At 53.9% G+C, this 17694-nt stretch carries 19 protein-coding genes and 1 other RNA gene; 9 read left to right on the forward strand and 11 right to left on the reverse strand.

The window, feature by feature from the left end; translation table 11 throughout:
- The first annotated feature begins 87 nt into the window (after window positions 1–87).
- Window positions 88–2877, forward strand: coding sequence for an Rne/Rng family ribonuclease (locus ACR0DX_RS11605; protein WP_170354102.1), 2790 nt, complete (start codon window positions 88–90; stop codon window positions 2875–2877).
- Window positions 2878–2930: 53 nt separating this feature from the next.
- Here the strand turns inward: ACR0DX_RS11605 and ACR0DX_RS11610 are convergent, their stop codons facing one another.
- Window positions 2931–3164, reverse strand: a complete 234-nt coding sequence (locus ACR0DX_RS11610) for a sulfurtransferase TusA family protein (RefSeq protein ID WP_170354103.1) — start codon at window positions 3162–3164, stop codon at window positions 2931–2933.
- Window positions 3165–3269: 105 nt separating this feature from the next.
- On the opposite strand from ACR0DX_RS11610, the gene ACR0DX_RS11615 reads away from it, so the two are divergent.
- The 4 genes from ACR0DX_RS11615 to ACR0DX_RS11630 all read left to right on the forward strand — a co-directional run bounded on the left by ACR0DX_RS11615 (window position 3270) and on the right by ACR0DX_RS11630 (window position 7600).
- Window positions 3270–4022 (forward strand): cytochrome c biogenesis CcdA family protein, encoded by a 753-nt coding sequence (locus ACR0DX_RS11615; protein WP_170354104.1) that lies wholly within the window; start codon window positions 3270–3272, stop codon window positions 4020–4022.
- A 63-nt stretch (window positions 4023–4085) separates the two neighbouring features.
- Window positions 4086–5300 (forward strand): hypothetical protein, encoded by a 1215-nt coding sequence (locus tag ACR0DX_RS11620; RefSeq protein ID WP_480846210.1) that lies wholly within the window; start codon window positions 4086–4088, stop codon window positions 5298–5300.
- Entirely contained in the window at window positions 5297–6646 is a 1350-nt protein-coding gene (locus ACR0DX_RS11625) for a cytochrome P450 (protein WP_170354106.1), read from the forward strand. The genes ACR0DX_RS11620 and ACR0DX_RS11625 overlap by 4 nt, the downstream gene beginning before the upstream one ends.
- 72 nt (window positions 6647–6718) lie before the next feature.
- Window positions 6719–7600 (forward strand): fructose bisphosphate aldolase, encoded by an 882-nt coding sequence (locus tag ACR0DX_RS11630; RefSeq protein ID WP_170354107.1) that lies wholly within the window; start codon window positions 6719–6721, stop codon window positions 7598–7600.
- A 6-nt stretch (window positions 7601–7606) separates the two neighbouring features.
- Here ACR0DX_RS11630 and ACR0DX_RS11635 read toward each other — a convergent pair whose 3' ends face one another.
- From ACR0DX_RS11635 to fumC, 4 genes are all read right to left on the reverse strand, one after another.
- Entirely contained in the window at window positions 7607–8209 is a 603-nt protein-coding gene (locus ACR0DX_RS11635) for a DNA-3-methyladenine glycosylase I (RefSeq protein WP_170354423.1), read from the reverse strand.
- 65 nt (window positions 8210–8274) lie between these two features.
- Window positions 8275–8490: a ribbon-helix-helix domain-containing protein gene (locus ACR0DX_RS11640; RefSeq protein WP_170354108.1), complete on the reverse strand. Its 216-nt coding sequence runs from the start codon at window positions 8488–8490 to the stop codon at window positions 8275–8277.
- A complete protein-coding gene (locus tag ACR0DX_RS11645; protein ID WP_170354109.1) occupies window positions 8487–8663 on the reverse strand; it encodes a DUF4169 family protein in 177 nt (58 codons plus the stop codon). The genes ACR0DX_RS11640 and ACR0DX_RS11645 overlap by 4 nt, the downstream gene beginning before the upstream one ends.
- A complete protein-coding gene (gene fumC, locus ACR0DX_RS11650; RefSeq protein ID WP_170354110.1) occupies window positions 8663–10057 on the reverse strand; it encodes a class II fumarate hydratase in 1395 nt (464 codons plus the stop codon). The genes ACR0DX_RS11645 and fumC overlap by 1 nt, the downstream gene beginning before the upstream one ends.
- Window positions 10058–10263: 206 nt before the next feature.
- Here fumC and ACR0DX_RS11655 point away from each other — a divergent pair, with 206 nt between their 5' ends.
- Entirely contained in the window at window positions 10264–10827 is a 564-nt protein-coding gene (locus tag ACR0DX_RS11655) for a hypothetical protein (RefSeq protein ID WP_331251804.1), read from the forward strand.
- An 8-nt stretch (window positions 10828–10835) separates the two neighbouring features.
- On the opposite strand, the gene ACR0DX_RS11660 is transcribed toward ACR0DX_RS11655, so the two are convergent.
- The 6 genes from ACR0DX_RS11660 to ACR0DX_RS11685 all read right to left on the reverse strand — a co-directional run bounded on the left by ACR0DX_RS11660 (window position 10836) and on the right by ACR0DX_RS11685 (window position 14777).
- The gene (locus ACR0DX_RS11660) at window positions 10836–11291 is read right to left on the reverse strand and encodes a ClpXP protease specificity-enhancing factor SspB (protein WP_170354111.1); all 456 of its coding nucleotides are present in this window, start codon (window positions 11289–11291) and stop codon (window positions 10836–10838) included.
- 75 nt (window positions 11292–11366) lie between these two features.
- Window positions 11367–12620, reverse strand: a complete 1254-nt coding sequence (gene chrA / locus ACR0DX_RS11665) for a chromate efflux transporter (protein ID WP_170354112.1) — start codon at window positions 12618–12620, stop codon at window positions 11367–11369.
- 147 nt (window positions 12621–12767) lie between these two features.
- The gene (locus tag ACR0DX_RS11670; RefSeq protein WP_170354113.1) at window positions 12768–13199 is read right to left on the reverse strand and encodes an ester cyclase; all 432 of its coding nucleotides are present in this window, start codon (window positions 13197–13199) and stop codon (window positions 12768–12770) included.
- Window positions 13200–13290: 91 nt separating this feature from the next.
- Window positions 13291–13637, reverse strand: a transfer-messenger RNA (tmRNA) gene (gene ssrA / locus ACR0DX_RS11675).
- 35 nt (window positions 13638–13672) lie between these two features.
- Complete coding sequence (locus tag ACR0DX_RS11680; RefSeq protein WP_170354114.1) at window positions 13673–14035, reverse strand: DUF4345 family protein; 363 nt, start codon at window positions 14033–14035, stop codon at window positions 13673–13675.
- A gap of 10 nt (window positions 14036–14045) precedes the next feature.
- Window positions 14046–14777 carry a FadR/GntR family transcriptional regulator gene (locus ACR0DX_RS11685; RefSeq protein ID WP_170354115.1) on the reverse strand — a complete coding sequence of 244 codons (732 nt, stop codon included), beginning with the start codon at window positions 14775–14777 and terminating at the stop codon, window positions 14046–14048.
- Window positions 14778–14863: 86 nt separating this feature from the next.
- On the opposite strand from ACR0DX_RS11685, the gene ACR0DX_RS11690 reads away from it, so the two are divergent.
- The 3 genes from ACR0DX_RS11690 (at window position 14864) to ACR0DX_RS11700 (ending at window position 17677) form a co-directional block, all read left to right on the forward strand.
- A complete protein-coding gene (locus tag ACR0DX_RS11690; protein ID WP_170354116.1) occupies window positions 14864–15655 on the forward strand; it encodes a DUF2182 domain-containing protein in 792 nt (263 codons plus the stop codon).
- 4 nt (window positions 15656–15659) lie between these two features.
- Window positions 15660–16364, forward strand: a complete 705-nt coding sequence (locus ACR0DX_RS11695) for a DUF1326 domain-containing protein (protein WP_170354117.1) — start codon at window positions 15660–15662, stop codon at window positions 16362–16364.
- Window positions 16365–16573: 209 nt separating this feature from the next.
- Window positions 16574–17677 carry a dimethylsulfoniopropionate demethylase gene (locus ACR0DX_RS11700; RefSeq protein ID WP_170354118.1) on the forward strand — a complete coding sequence of 368 codons (1104 nt, stop codon included), beginning with the start codon at window positions 16574–16576 and terminating at the stop codon, window positions 17675–17677.
- The last annotated feature ends 17 nt before the right edge of the window (window positions 17678–17694 follow it).

The following is a 17694-nucleotide window of genomic DNA, read 5'->3' on the forward strand; positions in this document are numbered from 1 at the left end:
AATCGCCCGTACAAGACACCTCCCCAAAAGTGCCTGTCCGCCTGGACGGGTCAGGACAACGCGTTTGGCGCGGTGCACCAAGGACACATGGCTAAGAAAATGCTTATCGATGCCACCCACACCGAGGAGACTCGGGTTGTGGTGGTCGATGGAAACAAGGTCGAGGAGTTCGATTTTGAGTCCGAAAACAAACGTCAGCTTGCTGGCAACATCTATCTAGCAAAAGTAACGCGGGTTGAGCCGTCTTTGCAGGCGGCTTTTGTGGATTACGGCGGAAACCGGCACGGTTTTCTGGCGTTTTCCGAAATTCATCCCGACTACTACCAAATCCCAGTTGCCGATCGTGAAGCGCTGATGGAGGAAGAACGCGCTTATGCCGAGGCCATGAGGGCTCGGGATGAGGCGGAAGAATCCAAGCCCAAGAAACGCCGTTCGCGGTCGCGGACCAAGGCTGCCGACGTCAAAACGGATGATGCAGTCGAGACGCTTGAGGTGTCTTCGGAACCCTCGGGTATGGAAACGATTGATCTGGATGAGGGCGACGAACAACCCGAGATGGCTGTGCCCGAAGGGACTTCCCCAGCGGATCACGTCGCGGACACTCCCGTTGAGGAACCGCTCGACGACGTGGAAGCACCAGATGCGGAAACTGTAGCAGCCGCAGACGAACCGGAAAGTGCCGACCCCACTGTAGAGGAAGAAGTTGCCTCGGATACGGAGGGTGAAGAGACCCAAACAGAGGACTTGGAAACATCCTCCACCGACGAGGCGGGTCAGGTTGATACTCAACCCGACGTCGACGCTGTTGCGTCGGAAGACGCGCCGTCGGATGCTGACACTGAGCAAGCTGAAAGCAAGGCTGACTCCGATGAGCCGGACGATACCGAAGCCCGCGCGGATGCTACCGCAAAAGACGACACGATCGAATCTGTTGCGGATGAGGATGACAGCGAAGACATTCGCCCTCCGCGCAAGCCGCGCCCGCGCCGGTACAAAATCCAAGAGGTGATCAAGGTCCGGCAGGTTTTGCTGGTTCAGGTCGTCAAAGAAGAGCGTGGCAACAAGGGCGCAGCGCTGACCACGTATCTCTCGTTGGCCGGTCGCTATTGCGTCTTGATGCCAAACACAGCGCGGGGTGGCGGTATCAGCCGCAAGATCACCAACGCGCCGGACCGCAAGAAACTGAAAGAGATCGCGGCAGATATCGACGTGCCGACAGGTGCCGGCCTGATCATTCGGACCGCTGGGGCCAAACGGACCAAATCCGAGATCAAACGTGACTACGAATACCTGCAGCGTATGTGGGAGCAGATCCGCGAGTTGACGCTCAAATCCATAGCGCCGGCTAAGATCTATGAAGAGGGCGACCTGATCAAACGCTCGATCCGCGATTTGTACAATCGCGATATCGACGAGGTACTGGTCGAAGGCGAGGGCGGGTACCGCATCGCCAAGGACTTCATGAAGATGATCATGCCGTCCCATGCCAAGAACGTGAAACGGTATGAGGATGCTCTGCCGCTGTTTGCGCGCTATCAAGTGGAAAGCTATCTGGCCGGGATGTTCAACCCGACTGTGCAGTTGAAATCGGGTGGCTACATCGTAATCGGTGTAACCGAAGCGTTGGTCGCAATCGACGTGAACTCGGGTCGCGCGACCAAGGAAGGTTCGATCGAGGAAACCGCGCTCAAGACCAATCTCGAAGCTGCCGAAGAAGTGGCGCGCCAGTTGCGACTGCGCGACTTGGCCGGTCTGATTGTCATCGACTTTATCGATATGGACGAGCGCAAGAACAACTCGGCCGTCGAAAAGCGTCTAAAGGATAAGTTGAAAACGGATCGGGCGCGCATTCAGGTTGGTCGTATTTCCGGCTTCGGCCTGCTTGAGATGAGTCGACAGCGGTTGCGCCCGGGTATGCTGGAAGCAACGACGCAGCCTTGCCCATCCTGTCATGGAACCGGGCTGATCCGTTCGGACGACAACATGGCGTTGACCATTTTGCGTCAGATCGAAGAAGAAGGTACGCGGCGCCGCTCGCGCGAGGTTTTGGTGCGCTGCCCCGTCAGCATCGCGAATTTCCTGATGAACCAGAAACGTGAGCATATCGCCCAAATCGAGTCGCGCTATGGTCTTTCGGTTCGTGTGGAAGGGGATATCCATCTGGTCAGCCCCGATTTCTCGATGGAGAAGTTTAAGACTGCAAGTCGGATTGTGCCCGAAGCGACAGCGCCAGTCGTTTCCGTAGATGCATCGCTGATGGATCTTGTCGACGCAGATGAAGAGGAAAAGGTCGAAGACGAAACGCCTCAGACAGACGAAGAAGCCAAGCCCAAGCGCAAGCGCCGCCGCCGCCGCCGCAAGAAGGGAAATGGAAATGGCGAAACGGCTGAGGTGAGCGCAGATGACGTTGAGGCCGCAGAGGCGCCCACTGGAGAAGAAGAAGCACCGGTCGAAGTAGACGAAACCGACGCTGCAGAGTCCGTTCCGGCGGAAAGCAGCGAGGAAGAGGCTAAGCCTAAACGCCGCCGAGCGCCACGTCGTAAAAAGAAGGAAACCACACCGGTTGATGCCGAAGGCGAGTCAGTTGAGACTGCTGAGGTGCAAACTGAAGTGGTCGAAGAAACCGTAAAGGAATCGGCTGCACCAGCGGAATCGAATGAAGTCGAACTCGCTGACGATATTGTTGCTGAAAGCACTGAGTCACCCGAGGCGGAGGCGGAAGAGCCTGTAGCAGCAGTCGCAGAGGAAAGTCAGGAACCGGAGGTAGCGCCGGAACCGGAACCAGTAACAGAAGAGCCGGTACTTGAGGTCGTCGCCGAGGAACCTGCAGAACCTACGAAGCCCAAGCGGCGCGGATGGTGGTCACTGGGGCAATAAACAAAAAGGCGGGCGAAAGAGCCCGCCTTTTTTGTAACATTCGCGACTTAAACTTAGCCTTTTTTCTGGATCAGGTAGACTTGATGGCCTTCGGTTTCTTCTTGCGCCAGCAAGTGGTGACCGCTTTCGCTGCAGAAATGCGGGACGTCAATAATCGCAGCAGGATCGTCGGCCAGAACACGCAGAACTGCCCCGGAGGGCATTGATTTCAAACGTTTTCTAGCTTTCAGAACGGGCAGGGGACAAAGCAGGCCCAATGCGTCGAGAGTTTCAGTTGGGTTTGACATAGAGATGAAATATTTCCACTTTGACCGGGTGTCCAGCGTGCAACCACGAGGATGTGACTGAATGGCCTCGTGACGTTCGCCACATCATACCATATGTGCTGAATTATGTTTGGAATAGATATCATCGACGCGGGCCTGCTGCCTGCCATGTTCATCGCGATGCTGGGCGGACTGATTAGTTTCCTTTCGCCGTGTGTCTTGCCGATCGTGCCACCGTATCTTGCCTATATGAGCGGTGTGTCGATCAACGAAATGCAGGACCAGACTGCGGCGCGGCGCAAAGCGACGCTGACCGCATTGTTCTTTGTGCTGGGCTTGTCGACTGTCTTCCTGTTACTGGGCTTCACGGCCTCGGCCTTTGGCGCGTTTGTCCTGCAAAACCAAGTGCTTTTCGCGAAGCTTTCAGGTGCTGTGGTGATTGTGTTCGGTCTTCACTTTCTGAATGTCTTCCGCATCCCGTTCCTGGACCGTGAAGCGCGGATCGAAACCGGAGATTCGGGCGGTTCTGTTTTTGGAGCTTACATCCTCGGACTGGCTTTTGCTTTTGGATGGACGCCGTGTATCGGTCCTCAGCTTGGCGCGATCCTGTCCTTGGCGGCGTCTGAAGCCTCGGTGGCCCGTGGAACGTTGCTCTTGGGTGTTTACGCTGCGGGACTCGGCATACCGTTCTTGCTGGCTGCAATGTTCCTTAACCGCTCGATGACCGTTATGAACAAGATCAAGCCTCATATGGCGACAATCGAAAAAGTGATGGGTGGGTTGTTGCTGTTCGTTGGCATCATGTTGATCACCGGGTTGTTCACCGAGTTTAGCTGGTGGTTGCTGGAAGCTTTCCCGGCGCTGGCAAATTTTGGCTAAAGTACTGATCTGACTTACCTTGATGATAACGCTGCGCTAATCTGCTCAGCAGAAGGTAAGACTATGAACAGTCACGAAAACCAAGAGCAGGTCAAACGGCGCCGGGTGTTTTACATTCCCGGTTATGATCCCATACATCCTCGCAGATACCGCGAACTGTACCGCTCGGAAGGGGCGGCGCAGTCCGCGTTGTCAGGATATCAGATATCGGTTTCAGCCAAAATGGGGGACGGTCCCTTTGGATGGCATGTCCATTCAGAACAAGACGGAACCGAGGTTGAGACACAGATTCAGGTGTTGGTCTGGTCGGATATTGTCAGGGACAGCATGTCCAACTCGGTTGTTGCGACTTATGTGCAACTGGTTAGAACCGCGTGGATTTACCTTGCTACTGGGACGTTTAGACGGCTGATGCGTTTACGCAAAGGGCCTGTAATCGCTGCACTCTATCCGCTTGCGATGCTTGTGTTTCAGCTGGCCGCAGCACTGGCCATAGCCTGGGGTATCTGGAAAGGCGGCAGCCAGTTCTTTGACCTCTTTGTCATTGCTCCAGCCATTCTGACGTTCTGCCTGCTTTTGCGTTGGTTTCAAAAGATCGACAACAAGCTATTCGCTTATTATCTGATGCACGACTACGCTTATTCGGCGAGCTTAAAGGGTGAAACGCCCGCCGCTTTGCGTAAACGCATGACTGAATTCACCGAACTGATTAGGCAGGCGCTGGCTACGGACGTGGATGAAGTCTTGGTTGTTGGCCACAGTTCCGGCGCACATATCGGGGTCTCAGTTCTGGCTGATGTAATCAGGAGTGCACCGGACACAGGTTTCCGACCAGCTCTGTCTTTCCTATCCTTGGGTCAGGTCGTGCCAATGGTGTCGTTTCTCCCAAATGCCAAAGAGTTGCGGACGGATCTTCAATTTCTTTCCGTTCAGTACAATCTCACCTGGGTGGACGTATCGGCTCCGGGTGACGGATGTTCTTTTGCTCTTTGCGACCCTGTCGGCGTTTCCGGCGTCGCAACCGAAAGTAAAAAATGGCCCTTGGTCTTGTCGGCAGCATTCACGCAAACACTTTCGCCAGAGCGTTGGCAGGCTTTGCGGTGGCGTTTCTTTCGTCTTCATTTTCAGTATCTGTGCGCCTTCGATCGTGTCGGGGCGTACGACTATTTCCGCATCACGGCCGGACCTCAGTCTTTGGCCCAGAGATTCCGTGGTCGTAGTTCGTCTAAGTCCCGTATCGATATCGCAGTCTCAAAGCACCGGACGGTGATGCTGTGATACCGCCAAAGCCGCCCTCACGCCCAAACCATGTTTCGCTGTGGCGGTACCTCAAGCTGTTTCGTCAAGATATCCTTTCCGCACAACCGCAACGCCTGTATCGCGCATGGATGGCCGAGTTTCGGACTCCGTTCTTCCGATCGTACATGATGAACCAGCCTGAACTTGTTGAAACTGTTTTGAAAAAACGAGCGGAAGGTTTTCCTAAATCTGAACGCATCAGCGAAGGCTTACGACCACTTTTAGGAGAGTCTGTTTTCTTAACCAATGGTGAAACGTGGAAACGACAACGCAGGATCATCGACCCGGCGTTTGAGGGGGGGCGGCTAAAAGATACGTTCCCTGCGATGCTTCAGGCCGCGGAAGCAGCAGTGCGACGAATACGCCCTCTGGTCGGCACCGACATCGAATGTGAAGAGTTAACAAGCCATGCCGCCGCCGATGTTATCTTTCGAACCTTATTCTCAGTGCCGATCGAACATGAAGTCGCGGCGCAAGTCTTTCAGAAGTTCAGGGCTTACCAACGCCAGCAACCCTTGTTGAACCTGGCCGCATTTGTTCCGCTACCACGGTGGATGCCTCGGTTCCATTCTTCAAGAACTCGAGAAAACGCAAATGAAATAAGGGCTTTGATTGGGAAGCTGACGCAACAACGTGCTGAATTAATTGCTCGAGGATGTGCGCCCAACGATCTGGCAACTAAAATCATGACGACTCCGGACCCTGAGACCGGGACATGTTTCGACACAAATGAGATGGTCGACCAAGTTGCGATTTTCTTTCTGGCAGGCCATGAAACAAGCGCCTCGGCTCTGGCTTGGGCGTTGTACCTGATGGCCTTATACCCAGAGTGGCAAGATAAGCTTGCTGCCGAAGCTCGGGCTGTAAATCTCTCCGATATCTCGGAAATGTCGAAGCTAAAGCTGAGCAGAGATGTCTTTCGCGAGACGCTTCGACTTTATCCGCCTGTCCCCATGATGGTGCGCGAAACTACGTGCCCCCAACGCTTTCGCGACCGCGACGTTCCAAAAGGGGCTCAACTCGTTATCAGCCCGTGGCATCTTCACCGGCACGAACGCCTTTGGGATCATCCGGATGAGTTTGATCCGAACAGATGGGCCACGGAAAACGGCAAGCGTTGCCAGCGAGAAGCCTTCATTCCGTTCTCAGCTGGTCCTCGTGTGTGTTCGGGCGCTGGATTTGCCATGATCGAGGGCCCATTGATCCTGTCCAAATTGCTGCAGCACTTCCGGTTAGAGTTAATCGAGGGCAAAACGCCGATTCCGGTAGCGCATCTGACTGTCCGATCGAAGGACGGAATTTGGTTGCGCATCGTTGAGCGCTAACAAACTACCATCGTGATGCGCCATGCTGTATGCGGTTGAAAACAGCGGAATCATTTCGAACGGGAATATCATATGTCCAAATCAGAACAGCGCGAGCAAATGTCCAATGGAGCTGGCTTTATTGCAGCACTGGATCAAAGCGGCGGCTCGACACCCAAAGCGCTGGCACTCTATGGGGTTGAGGCATCAGACTATTCCTCGGACGAGGAGATGTTTGGGGAAATTCAGAAGATGCGCGCCCGGATTATCCTGGCAGATGATTTCACCAATGAAAAAGTTATCGGAGCCATCCTGTTCGAGCGGACACTGGGTGAAGAAATTGATGGCCGAAAAGTCGCTGATTTCCTTTGGTCGGAAAAGCGCATCGTGCCTTTTCTCAAGATCGACAAAGGGTTAGAGGACGAGGCGAATGGTGTTCAGATGATGAAGCCGATCCCTGGTCTAGCCGACACCCTAGCGAAAGCGTCGGGCGTGTTTGGAACTAAAGAACGCTCGGTTATTCATGAAGCCAATGCCGAGGGCATCGCAGCTGTAGTTGCGCAACAATTCGACATTGCGCGGGAAGTGATTGCGGCTGATATGGTTCCGATTGTCGAGCCTGAGGTGAATATTAACTCGGCAACCAAGGCCGAAGCCGAAGACATTCTGAAGGCTGAAATCCTTAAAAACCTTGATCAATTGGATGAGGGACAGGATTTGATGCTGAAATTGACGATCCCCACCAATGCGAACCTGTATGACGCCGTTGCCGATCATCCACGCGTGGTGCGTGTGGTTGCTTTGTCGGGCGGATATTCGACAGAACAAGCCTGCGATCTGTTGGGTCAGAACGGTAAAATGATCGCATCTTTCTCGCGTGCTCTGACCGAGGGACTGTCCAAACAGCAATCGAATGATGAGTTCAACGCGGCTCTGAGTGGGAATATCGAGAAAATCTACCGCGCGTCGATTTAAACAGATCTACGTTGGAACAATGAAATCGCGGCGATTCTGCGCCGCTTTTTCGCGCATTACGCATCCATTTGCGTGATCATTTACAAGCCCCATCGCTTGCATGAACGCAAAAACAGTGGTTGGCCCAACGAATTTCCAACCTCTCTTTTTGAGATCCTTGGACATGGCCACAGACTCAGCCGAGGTTGATGCTGTCTGAGGTTCGGGTGGCATATCCGCCTCATACTGCCAGACATAAGCAGCAAGTGATCCGTGCTCAGTGATCAGACATTGTGCGCATTGGGCGTTATTTATGACGGCTTGAATTTTGCCGCGATGTCGGACAATTCCTTCATCGTGCAAAAGACGTTCAATATCTGCGTCATCAAACGCCGCTACAGCGTTGATTTCGAATTGTTTAAACGCTCTCCGAAAGTTCTCACGCTTGGATAGGATTGTCCGCCAGCTCAACCCGGATTGAAAACTTTCGAGACATAGCTTTTCGAACAAGCGTTGGTCATCCGCAACGGGATATCCCCACTCGTTATCATGATAATCGAAAAACTCAGGCGCGGCCTGGCACCATTTGCAGCGAGGCTGACCGTCCGGTCCTTGTGTAGTCTGGCTCATGTATGTACCGCTTTTGTTCCGGTTGAGCATACACACCCCGGTAGTTTTAAATCAAGCACCCAATATCAGGCACGATACCAGTTCAAAATGTATACACGAATTGCAGATGCCAAGCCGATTTCGGGATCACGAGACACGTCAATTTCAGCCGCTAGCGCATTGATTGGAATATCCTTTATTTTGGCAATGTCTCGGAATGCCTGCCAGAACTCATCCTCGAGCGATACCGAAGTACGGTGTCCCTTCAGGGTCAGGGACCGTTTGACGGGGCGGCCGCTCATTCGTCCAACTCATGGTTGTCCAAGTCGCGGCGTTGCTTGTTCAGTACTTTTTCGGCTGCATCTCTTTCTGACTTTTTACGCCCAAAGGTGATAGCATTCTGGTCGGCGCGGGCCTTCTTTTCAGCCCGCGCTTTTTCCTTTCGATACCGGTTCAGATTGACCGGCTTACTCATCAGTCCTTTGGACCGATCATTTGCTCGGGGCGGACCACGGCGTCAAATGTCGCTTCATCCACAAAACCCAGGGCGATGGCCTCTTCCTTGAGGGTCGTGCCGTTCTTATGCGCAGTCTTTGCAACCGTCGTGGCGTTGTCATAGCCGATGGTGGGCGCCAGAGCTGTCACCAGCATCAGCGATTCCTTCATCAGCTTTTCAATGCGCGGCTCGTTTGCCTGAATGCCCAGTAGCATCCGTTCGGTAAAGCTATCGGCTGCGTCGCCCAAAAGCTGGATTGACTGCAACAGGTTGTAGGACATCATCGGGTTGTAAACATTCAACTCGAAGTGGCCCTGACTACCGGCAAACTTTACTGCGGCGTCATTGCCCATGACATGCGCCGCGACCTGTGTCAGTGCTTCGGCCTGTGTGGGGTTCACTTTGCCCGGCATAATTGACGAACCCGGTTCGTTTTCCGGCAAGATCAATTCGCCCAGACCCGATCGAGGACCCGATCCCAACAGACGGATATCGTTGGTAATTTTATAACAGCTACCCGCGATTGTCGCCAAAGCGCCCGACAAAAAGACCATGGCGTCATGCGCGGCCAGCGCCTCAAACTTGTTAGGCGCTGTCACGAAGGGCAGGCCGGTGATCTCGGCCATATTTGCTGCAACGGCTTCACCCCAGCCGTTTTGAGTGTTCAAACCGGTGCCCACGGCTGTGCCACCCTGAGCTAGCTCATAGATACCGGGCATAGCGGCCTTTATGCGCTCGATCCCCTGACGGATCTGATGGGCGTAGCCACCGAATTCCTGACCCAGCGTCAGAGGCGTTGCGTCTTGGGTATGAGTTCGACCGATCTTGATAATATCTTTGAATTCCTCGGATTTCTGCTCCAACCCCAAGGCTAGCTTCTCGAGCCCAGGCAACAGTACGTCACGCACGCTCATGGCTGTTGCGATGTGCATGGCGGTGGGGAAGGTGTCGTTCGAAGATTGTCCCATGTTGCAATGGTCATTGGGGTGCACGGGATCCTTGGATCCGATAACTCCGCCCAGGATCTCGATCGCACGGTTCGCGATGACCTCGTTCGAATTCATGTTGGACTGAGTTCCCGACCCGGTTTGCCACACGACCAGTGGGAAGTTGTCGTCGAACTTGCCTTCGAAGACTTCTCCGGCGGCCTGAATGATGGCGTCAGCGATCCGAGCGTCCAGTTTACCGGTCGCCTTGTTCTCCATTGCGCAGGCTTTTTTGATAACGCCCAAGGCCCGCACGATGGCCACAGGCTGTTTCTCCCATCCAATGGGGAAATTCATGATGGAGCGCTGGGTCTGCGCACCCCAATATTTATCCGAAGGAACCTCCAGCGGGCCAAAGCTGTCGGATTCTGTGCGGGTCTGGGACATCTGTCACTCCGTCTTGTATACTGTCGTATGCCATTTACCTGCCGCTACGCCACCGTGCAATCGGGCAGTTTCGCGCACCTTAAACTTATGGTTCACAAAGGTATAGATCGACAAATGCTTCATTTTATTTAGGGGATTACAATTCGACCCATTGTGCGTGCTAACAGGTGGGCTAGAATAAGTTAGTCAATGTTGCGGAGAGTCTCGTGTTACTTTCAGAACGGCTACTTGCCCTAAAAATGCTCACGTTCTCTGTTGTTGCGCTCGTGTGCGTTACGCTTTCGTCTCAACCTGTTCTTGCTGACGAAATCGCCCCCTTTGTCGGTGACTATGTTGGCTCTGCAAACATGGTGGACGCGGATGGAGGTGAAGTCCCCAGGGACATGAGCGTCTCGATCCACGAACTTAAAGATGGGTTTAATGTCAGTTGGAAAACAACGACCTACAAAGCAGACGGTCGGATAAAAGAGCAGTCGTTTTCCATTGATTTCAAAGAGTCCGAGCGTACAGACGTATTTTCTGCCGCAATGAGACGTAATGTCTTTGGACACGAAGTGCCCTTGGATCCGATGCAGGGCGAACCGTTCGTATGGGGCCGGATCGATGGGCAAACAATGACAGTTTTTTCCTTGTTCATCGACGAAAACGGTGGCTACGAGCTGCAGCAATACGATCGAACGCTGACCGAAGGCGGTCTGAATCTGTCGTTTTCGCGGTTCAGAAACGGAGTGAAGTCCCGATCAGTCGAGACTTTTCTAAAGCGTCAATAATCCAGCGGTTATTTGCGAAAGCTGTCGAGCGAAACGACGTCGGCGTCGTGTTGCTCCTCTTCTTCCTCAACTTCGATAGCGTCTTCGATGAATTGAGCAACCTCTTCCTCTTCCGGGCTTTCGAAGCGCAAACCAAACTCGACCGAGGGGTCAACAAACGTTTTGATAGACGAATAAGGGATATAAAGCGGCTCAGGCGCGTCGCCAAAATTCAGTGTGATCGCGAACCCCTTGTCGCCGACCTCTAGGTTTTCAAACCAGTGCTGCACGACGATTGTCATTTCATCGGGATATCTGTCGCGCAACCAGTCAGCCAATTCCACCCCATCTTGTTGGGTGTCGAAGGTAATAAAGAAATGATGCGCCCCTGGCAGGCCGTTTTTCGAAACGCTTGTCAGAACCTTCTTGATTAGCCCACGCATCGCCGTGTGCATAAGGTTCCCGTAATCAATGTCCTGCGACATGTGTCTTCCTCAAAATTGATGTTCTAAGCATAAGCGATTTCGCCGGAAACGAAAGACCACGATTAGGCGGATTGTTCATAGGAAGTGAGAGGCCATTCCGGCCGCCGCCATCATGGCCAATGTTCGCCCCATGCCAAATTTGAATTTAAATATCAACACCCAAACCAGCACTACAAGACACAAAGCGATCAGGTGCGCGGATGCATAGTCAGGCCAAGGAAACGAAAAGAAACCCCATGTTTTCTGCGGGACATTGTGGAACAGCACATTTAAGCCGAACCACACCGACAAATTGAGAATCACACCTACGACCGCTGCTGTGATTCCGTTCAGAGCCGCTGACAATCTTGGGCGGCTTGCGAGGTGATCCAGATAAGGTGCGGCCATGAAAATCCATAAAAAGCATGGGACGAATGTTGCCCAAAGCGCAACTGCACCGGCCGCAAGGGCAAGTGGAAACCCTCCATCCGCCTGACCGGTAAGCATAGCCACGAATTGGGTCACTAAAATCAACGGACCTGGAGTCGTTTCGGCCAATCCAAGTGCATCAATCATCTGCGGTGTGCTGATCCATTGATACTTGTCCACGACCGTTTGGGTCATATACGCTAACACTGCGTAAGCGCCGCCAAAGGTCACAACTGCAAGACGTGCGAAGAACCAGCCGAGGTCCGCCAGTAGTTTCTGACCCGTCAGACTAAGCAAAATCAAAGGCGCCAACCAAAGTGTCACCCAGGTCAGTCCGGTTCGGATATATCCTGTGGGAGTGTCGACCTTATTCATTGTCCGAGTTGGGCTGTCGCTCTGGAACCTAAAAAACCCCCAAACCGCGGCGGCCACGATTATCAGTGGAAAGGGCAGGTTAAGAAGAAAGATCGACAGAAAACTCAGAGCGGCAACGCCAATATGCTCGGTATTTTTCAGCGCTTTTCGGGACAGGTTTCTAAGGGCATGCAAAACAATGATGATCACCGCAGCTTTGATCCCCAAGAACCCGGATTGCACAAGCGGAAGCGCGCCGTAACTCGCGTAAAGTGATACCAGCACTGCAATAACCAGAGCTCCGGGCAAAACGAACAGAAAGCCGGCAATCAACCCGCCCAAAACGCCACGCAGCCGCCAGCCTGCGTAGGTTGCCAACTGCATTGCCTCTGGGCCGGGCAGCAACATACACAACGAGAGCGCGCGCAAGAATGTTTGCTCGTCCAACCATGAACGTTCCTCGACCAACTCCTGATGCATTAGGGAAATCTGCGCTGCAGGGCCGCCAAAAGATAAAAGACCGATGCGCCCGAACACTTTGATCATTTCCGCTGTGTTTGGCGCCATGGTTTTCGATCCGCTGACCTGTTATGCGGGTCTTCTATCCGGATACCGTCATGCGTTACAGGCTTTTAGCAGGGATCAGACAAGAATTGTCAGAGCGGATTCAGGATTGTTGGGGACACAGCGCAGCTTAAGGATTGGAACTGCGGTTTACGCCCAATCCAACCTCTGACCCGTCATACATATGGGTAAGGTATCCTGAGGAAACTGACCAAGCTGCTCAAACAGTGAGATGAAGTCGAACTGATTATAGACCTCAACCACACGATTATCTCTAATCCGGCCCATCATACTACCGGTCGCCTGCAACGGAGCGCCGTTGTCGGCGCGTGTGGTACGCAGGTGAATGATAGCTGACACCCAATCCCCATCTTCAACGATTTTGGGCATGTCGACTTCGATGTCACCTAGGATATGCCGAAAAGCTATCACGAGGTCCCGGAATTCGTCAGCACCTACCTGCATTTCAGGAATCAGCCCTTCGGCCATTGTTTCCGGCGCAAAATAGGTATCAATGGCATCGGTATTCCCCTTTTCCCAGACTTCGGAATACCACTCTCTGAGCACCTTTGCGTGAGACATCTCAGCTCTCCTTTATTGTTGGTCAAGCATGCACAAAAGGAGTGAAAAAAGTCTGAACGCTAGACAGACAGCAGAAAAACATCTTGGGGAAAATGCAGGTTTCTGTTGCCAGGTACCTGCGAACCCCGCCTTACGCGGCTAGGCGCAAGGGCTTAAGTTTCGGTCTTGCTACTGCTTACGCAGCAACTGCAACCGGAGCACGATTGTCGTTTGCAATTGTACTAGTTTCGCCGATAACGGTGGCAGACAGCCGAGACAAAGCTAACCCCTTTAGACGTTCGTCGATCCTATTTCGGCCCCAAACACCCCAAACGAAGGTTTATGGTGGAGCCGCCGGGTACCGCCCCCGGGTCCGATCCGCTTATTACGAGCGCGTTTATGTCCATAGTCCCGAAGGACCTGTTCTATATAGGTGAGGTGCAATCGGGATGCAATTCCCGAGTTTTTCGGGTGAAGCGCGCCAAAACAAATACTTACGTTGCTTTGTTTAGGTTGGCCAAAATCAACCAAATAGCCAGAACGGCTTCGATTCCACCGAATGTCACTGCTTTGACCAAAGGCGGGTTGTCCAAAAGGACTGACACAAACCGCCCGAGTGCCGCGCCCGCGTACACAACGCCCAGCATCGTATAAGCCATGGGTGCGTTAAGCCACAGAACTGCTATCCCGGTTACGACGAAAAGCCCCCCCACCGACGCGCGCATCTCACTTAGGCCCATGGTGCTGCTTGTTGGTGCTAAATCCAACGAAGCAGCTGTCCACGCCGGTGCAAGAAAGCCGAACAGACCAAAGGCAATAGTTAGTAAGGCTGCGACAACATTAAGGACCGGTACCATCTGTTCCTCATCAAGCTGGTTTACGCTTTTTTTCGGCGACATCGCGCGCCAGTTTTCTTGTGTATTTCTCGAGCCTTAAAAGGCTATCGTCAACTTCTTCCACATCACCGCGCTCCAAGGCATCCGCGATCTGCGTATGCAGCGAAATGATCTCTTCTCGGGATCTGGCCGTAAAGGTGATCATGTTCATAAGCGGTTGCATCGCCTCGACTGCTCCGGCCAGCTGATAGGACAGGACGGGGTTTCCGGCGCCGTCGACCAAAGCGCGGTGAAAGGCCACGTCTGAGGCGCAGAAGGCTTCGTCCGTCAGGCCCGGCTGTGCTTGTCTGAAGATTTCGGCGCGCATCGTGGCCAGCTGATCGGCCGTCCGACGTTCCGACGAAAGGCGAGCGCAGGCGCGTTCCAGTGCATAGCGCGCTTCGCAAGCAGTATCGAAACTGACAGTGTTCATCGACAACAGTAAGGTTGAGGTTGTAATCTGCTGGGAATAGGCGTCTTCGAAACTCAGGCGATTGACAAAAGCGCCACCGGTAGCACCACGTTGCGTACGAATAAGAGACTGAGCAGCAAGTCTTTTCAGCGCTTCACGAACCGTGGGGCGCGAGACCTCAAACTGATCGGCAAGTTCGGCTTCGGACGGCAGACGCTCATCAACGATCAATTCGCCTGATACAATGGCGTCGCGTATCGCTTGCGCGATTTGTGCAGATAAATCTGCAGGTTTCCGAGGGTCGATTTTCATAATCCTGTGACCGCCTGTGTTTTTTTATTTGTCTGACATTTAAAAGTCTGACATTTGAAAAGCAAGAACTGAGTCGGGAGGAGCATATGAGTCGCGCTGTACTTCGCAGTGGCTTGTGGCTGGGATTCTACATTCTGATCCTGTGGGCGTGGTGGATGATGTTCACCATGAGTCGCAATATGGATGTGGATTTTATCGGCCGCCCCGGTCCGATGGGGCAGGCGATGGCCGCCATGGACCCGCGAATGGACATGTATATGCCCATGGCCGAATTCGGCCCCTTGTTCTGGATGTGGGCAATCATGATGGCCGCGATGATGCTGCCAACTTTGGTCCCGACCTTGCGCAGCTATGACGATCTGATCCGCAGCGCAAACGGCTCGCGCACGGGGTGGTTGGGTGTCCTGACCGGATATTTCGTGGTCTGGGTCGGATTTGCCGCCCTGATCACCGGGGTGCAATTGGCTTTGTTGTTCGGCGGCGTCGTGGACATGCTGGGCATTGCCAAATCCGGGCTTGTATCAGGCGGCTTGATGATTGCGGTCGGAGCTTTTCAGTTCACCCGCGCGAAAGAGGTCTGTCACGGCGTCTGTCACGCCCCCATGACCTATTTCCTTGGGCATTGGAAAACCGGCTTTACTGGCGGCTTGCGCATGGGTCTGGGTCTTGGCGCATTCTGTGTCGGCTGTTGCTGGGGCTTTATGGCGCTTGGTTTTGTGGGCGGCGTCATGAGCCTGTTGTGGATGGGTCTTGCGACCTTCTTCATGGTACTCGAAAAACTTCCCCAAATCGGGCACGCGATCACGCGTCCGCTGGGGTTTGCACTGATCACGGGCGGTATAATCCTGTTGATCTATCCCTATAATTTCGGAGGATAAGCTAATGGCAAAAAACAGAAAACCCGAAGCTGATAGGTTGCCGATCAGTCAACGTATTGACAGTCGTATGCCAAATCCCAAGCGGCGTGAGATGTCGCCAACGAACTGGGCGATCAAGGGTGAGCTAATCCTGAATTGTTCCTGCGACGTGTTTTGTCCGTGTGTTGTGTCGCTGGGCGCGCACCCTCCGACCGAAGGGCATTGTCATGCTTGGATGGGTATCATTATCGACGAAGGGCACTATGAGGGCGAAGATCTGTCGGGGCTGAATGTTGGGCTTTTGGTCGATATTCCCGGACGGATGGGTGAAGGTCAGTGGAAAGTTGCTGCGTATGTTGACGAAAGAGCAAGCGGCAAGGCCTATAACGGGCTTCTACAGATCTTCAGCGGTCAAGCTGGCGGAACCACGGGTTTGTTCACCATGCTGGTGAGCGAGATTATTGGCGCCGAAAAAGCGCCGGTCCAGATCGAGCGCGACGGAAATAAACGCCGCATTTCGATTGGTCGAAAGATTCAGGGCGAGGTCGAGATGCTGGCCGGGAAAGACGCTGACCACCCTGTTATGGTATCAAATTCGAAATACTGGATGGGACCTGACATCATCGTTGCGCGGGGTACGAAATCCAAGGTGCGCGACTACGGACGCGTATGGGATTTCGGTGGTAAGTCGGCTGAAATTTGCCCGATTGATTGGACTGGCCCAAAGTGATGATCCTGATGGCGCAGCGGGGCGGTCAAGGCTGATCCTCCCAAGCGCCAATGGGTCCTGAATGTTTCACTACATTGCTGTGGTGGCAATGGAATTCTTACACTCTTAACCCCAAGACCCACCATCGCGGGCAGGTCCAGAAGATGTTGACCGAAAATGGATCAACGCGGCCTGTCAACGATCCGGTCCCCATCTTGCAGGAGGCCTGAATGCCGCAAGTTTCGCTCTCGCGCCGGTTGCGTCGCACACCGTTTTCGGAAGGTGTCGAGGCAGCTGGTGTCAAAGCATACACCATCTACAACCGTATGCGCTTGCCCACGGTTTTCGAAAGTGTCCAGGCAGATTACCGCCACCTGAAGGAACATGTTCAGGTTTGGGACGTGTCCTGCGAACGTCAGGTTGAACTGCGCGGGCCAGATGCGGCGCGGCTTATGCAAATGCTGACCCCGCGTGATCTGCGGGGGATGCTGCCAGGGCAGTGCTATTACGTGCCAATCGTCGATGAGACAGGCGGTATGCTGAATGACCCTGTGGCGGTAAAGCTGTCGGATGACCGCTGGTGGATTTCCATTGCGGACAGCGATCTGCTGCTCTGGGTCAAGGGGATTGCCAACGGGTATCGGCTGGATGTGCTAGTGGATGAACCCGATGTGTCGCCACTGGCAGTGCAGGGGCCCAAAGCGGATGAACTGATGTCCCGTGTCTTCGGTGATCGCGTGCGCGATATCCGTTTCTTCAAGTTTGACATGTTCGAATTCAAAGGCCGCGATCTGGCGGTCGCGCGGTCGGGCTATTCCAAGCAGGGTGGCTTCGAAATCTATGTCGAGGGCTCGGATATCGGGATGCCCCTCTGGAACGCACTGTTTGCAGCCGGAGAAGACCTGAACGTGCGCGCAGGATGCCCGAACCTGATCGAGAGGATCGAAGGTGGGCTGCTGTCTTATGGCAACGATATGACAGACGACAACACGCCACATGAGTGCGGTTTGGGCAAGTTCTGCAACACGCACACGGCGATCGGTTGTATCGGGCGGGATGCGCTCCTACGCGTCGCGAAAGAAGGGCCCGTTCAGCAAATTCGCCCCATTGCGATTGATGGCGATGCGGTTCCTGCTTGCGATCAACCGTGGTCAGTGATGGCCGGTGGTAAGCGCGTAGGTCAGGTAACCTCGGCGGCGTGGTCCCCCGACTTTCAGACAAACGTCGCCATTGGCATGCTGCGGCTGAGCCACTGGGACGCGGGTTCGGTTGTCGAAGTGGAAACGCCGGACGGAATGCGCCGCGCCAAGGTGCAGGAAAAGTTCTGGATCTAAAGGGGTCGGGGCTCTGC

This window comes from Ruegeria sp. D3 (assembly GCF_056534465.1).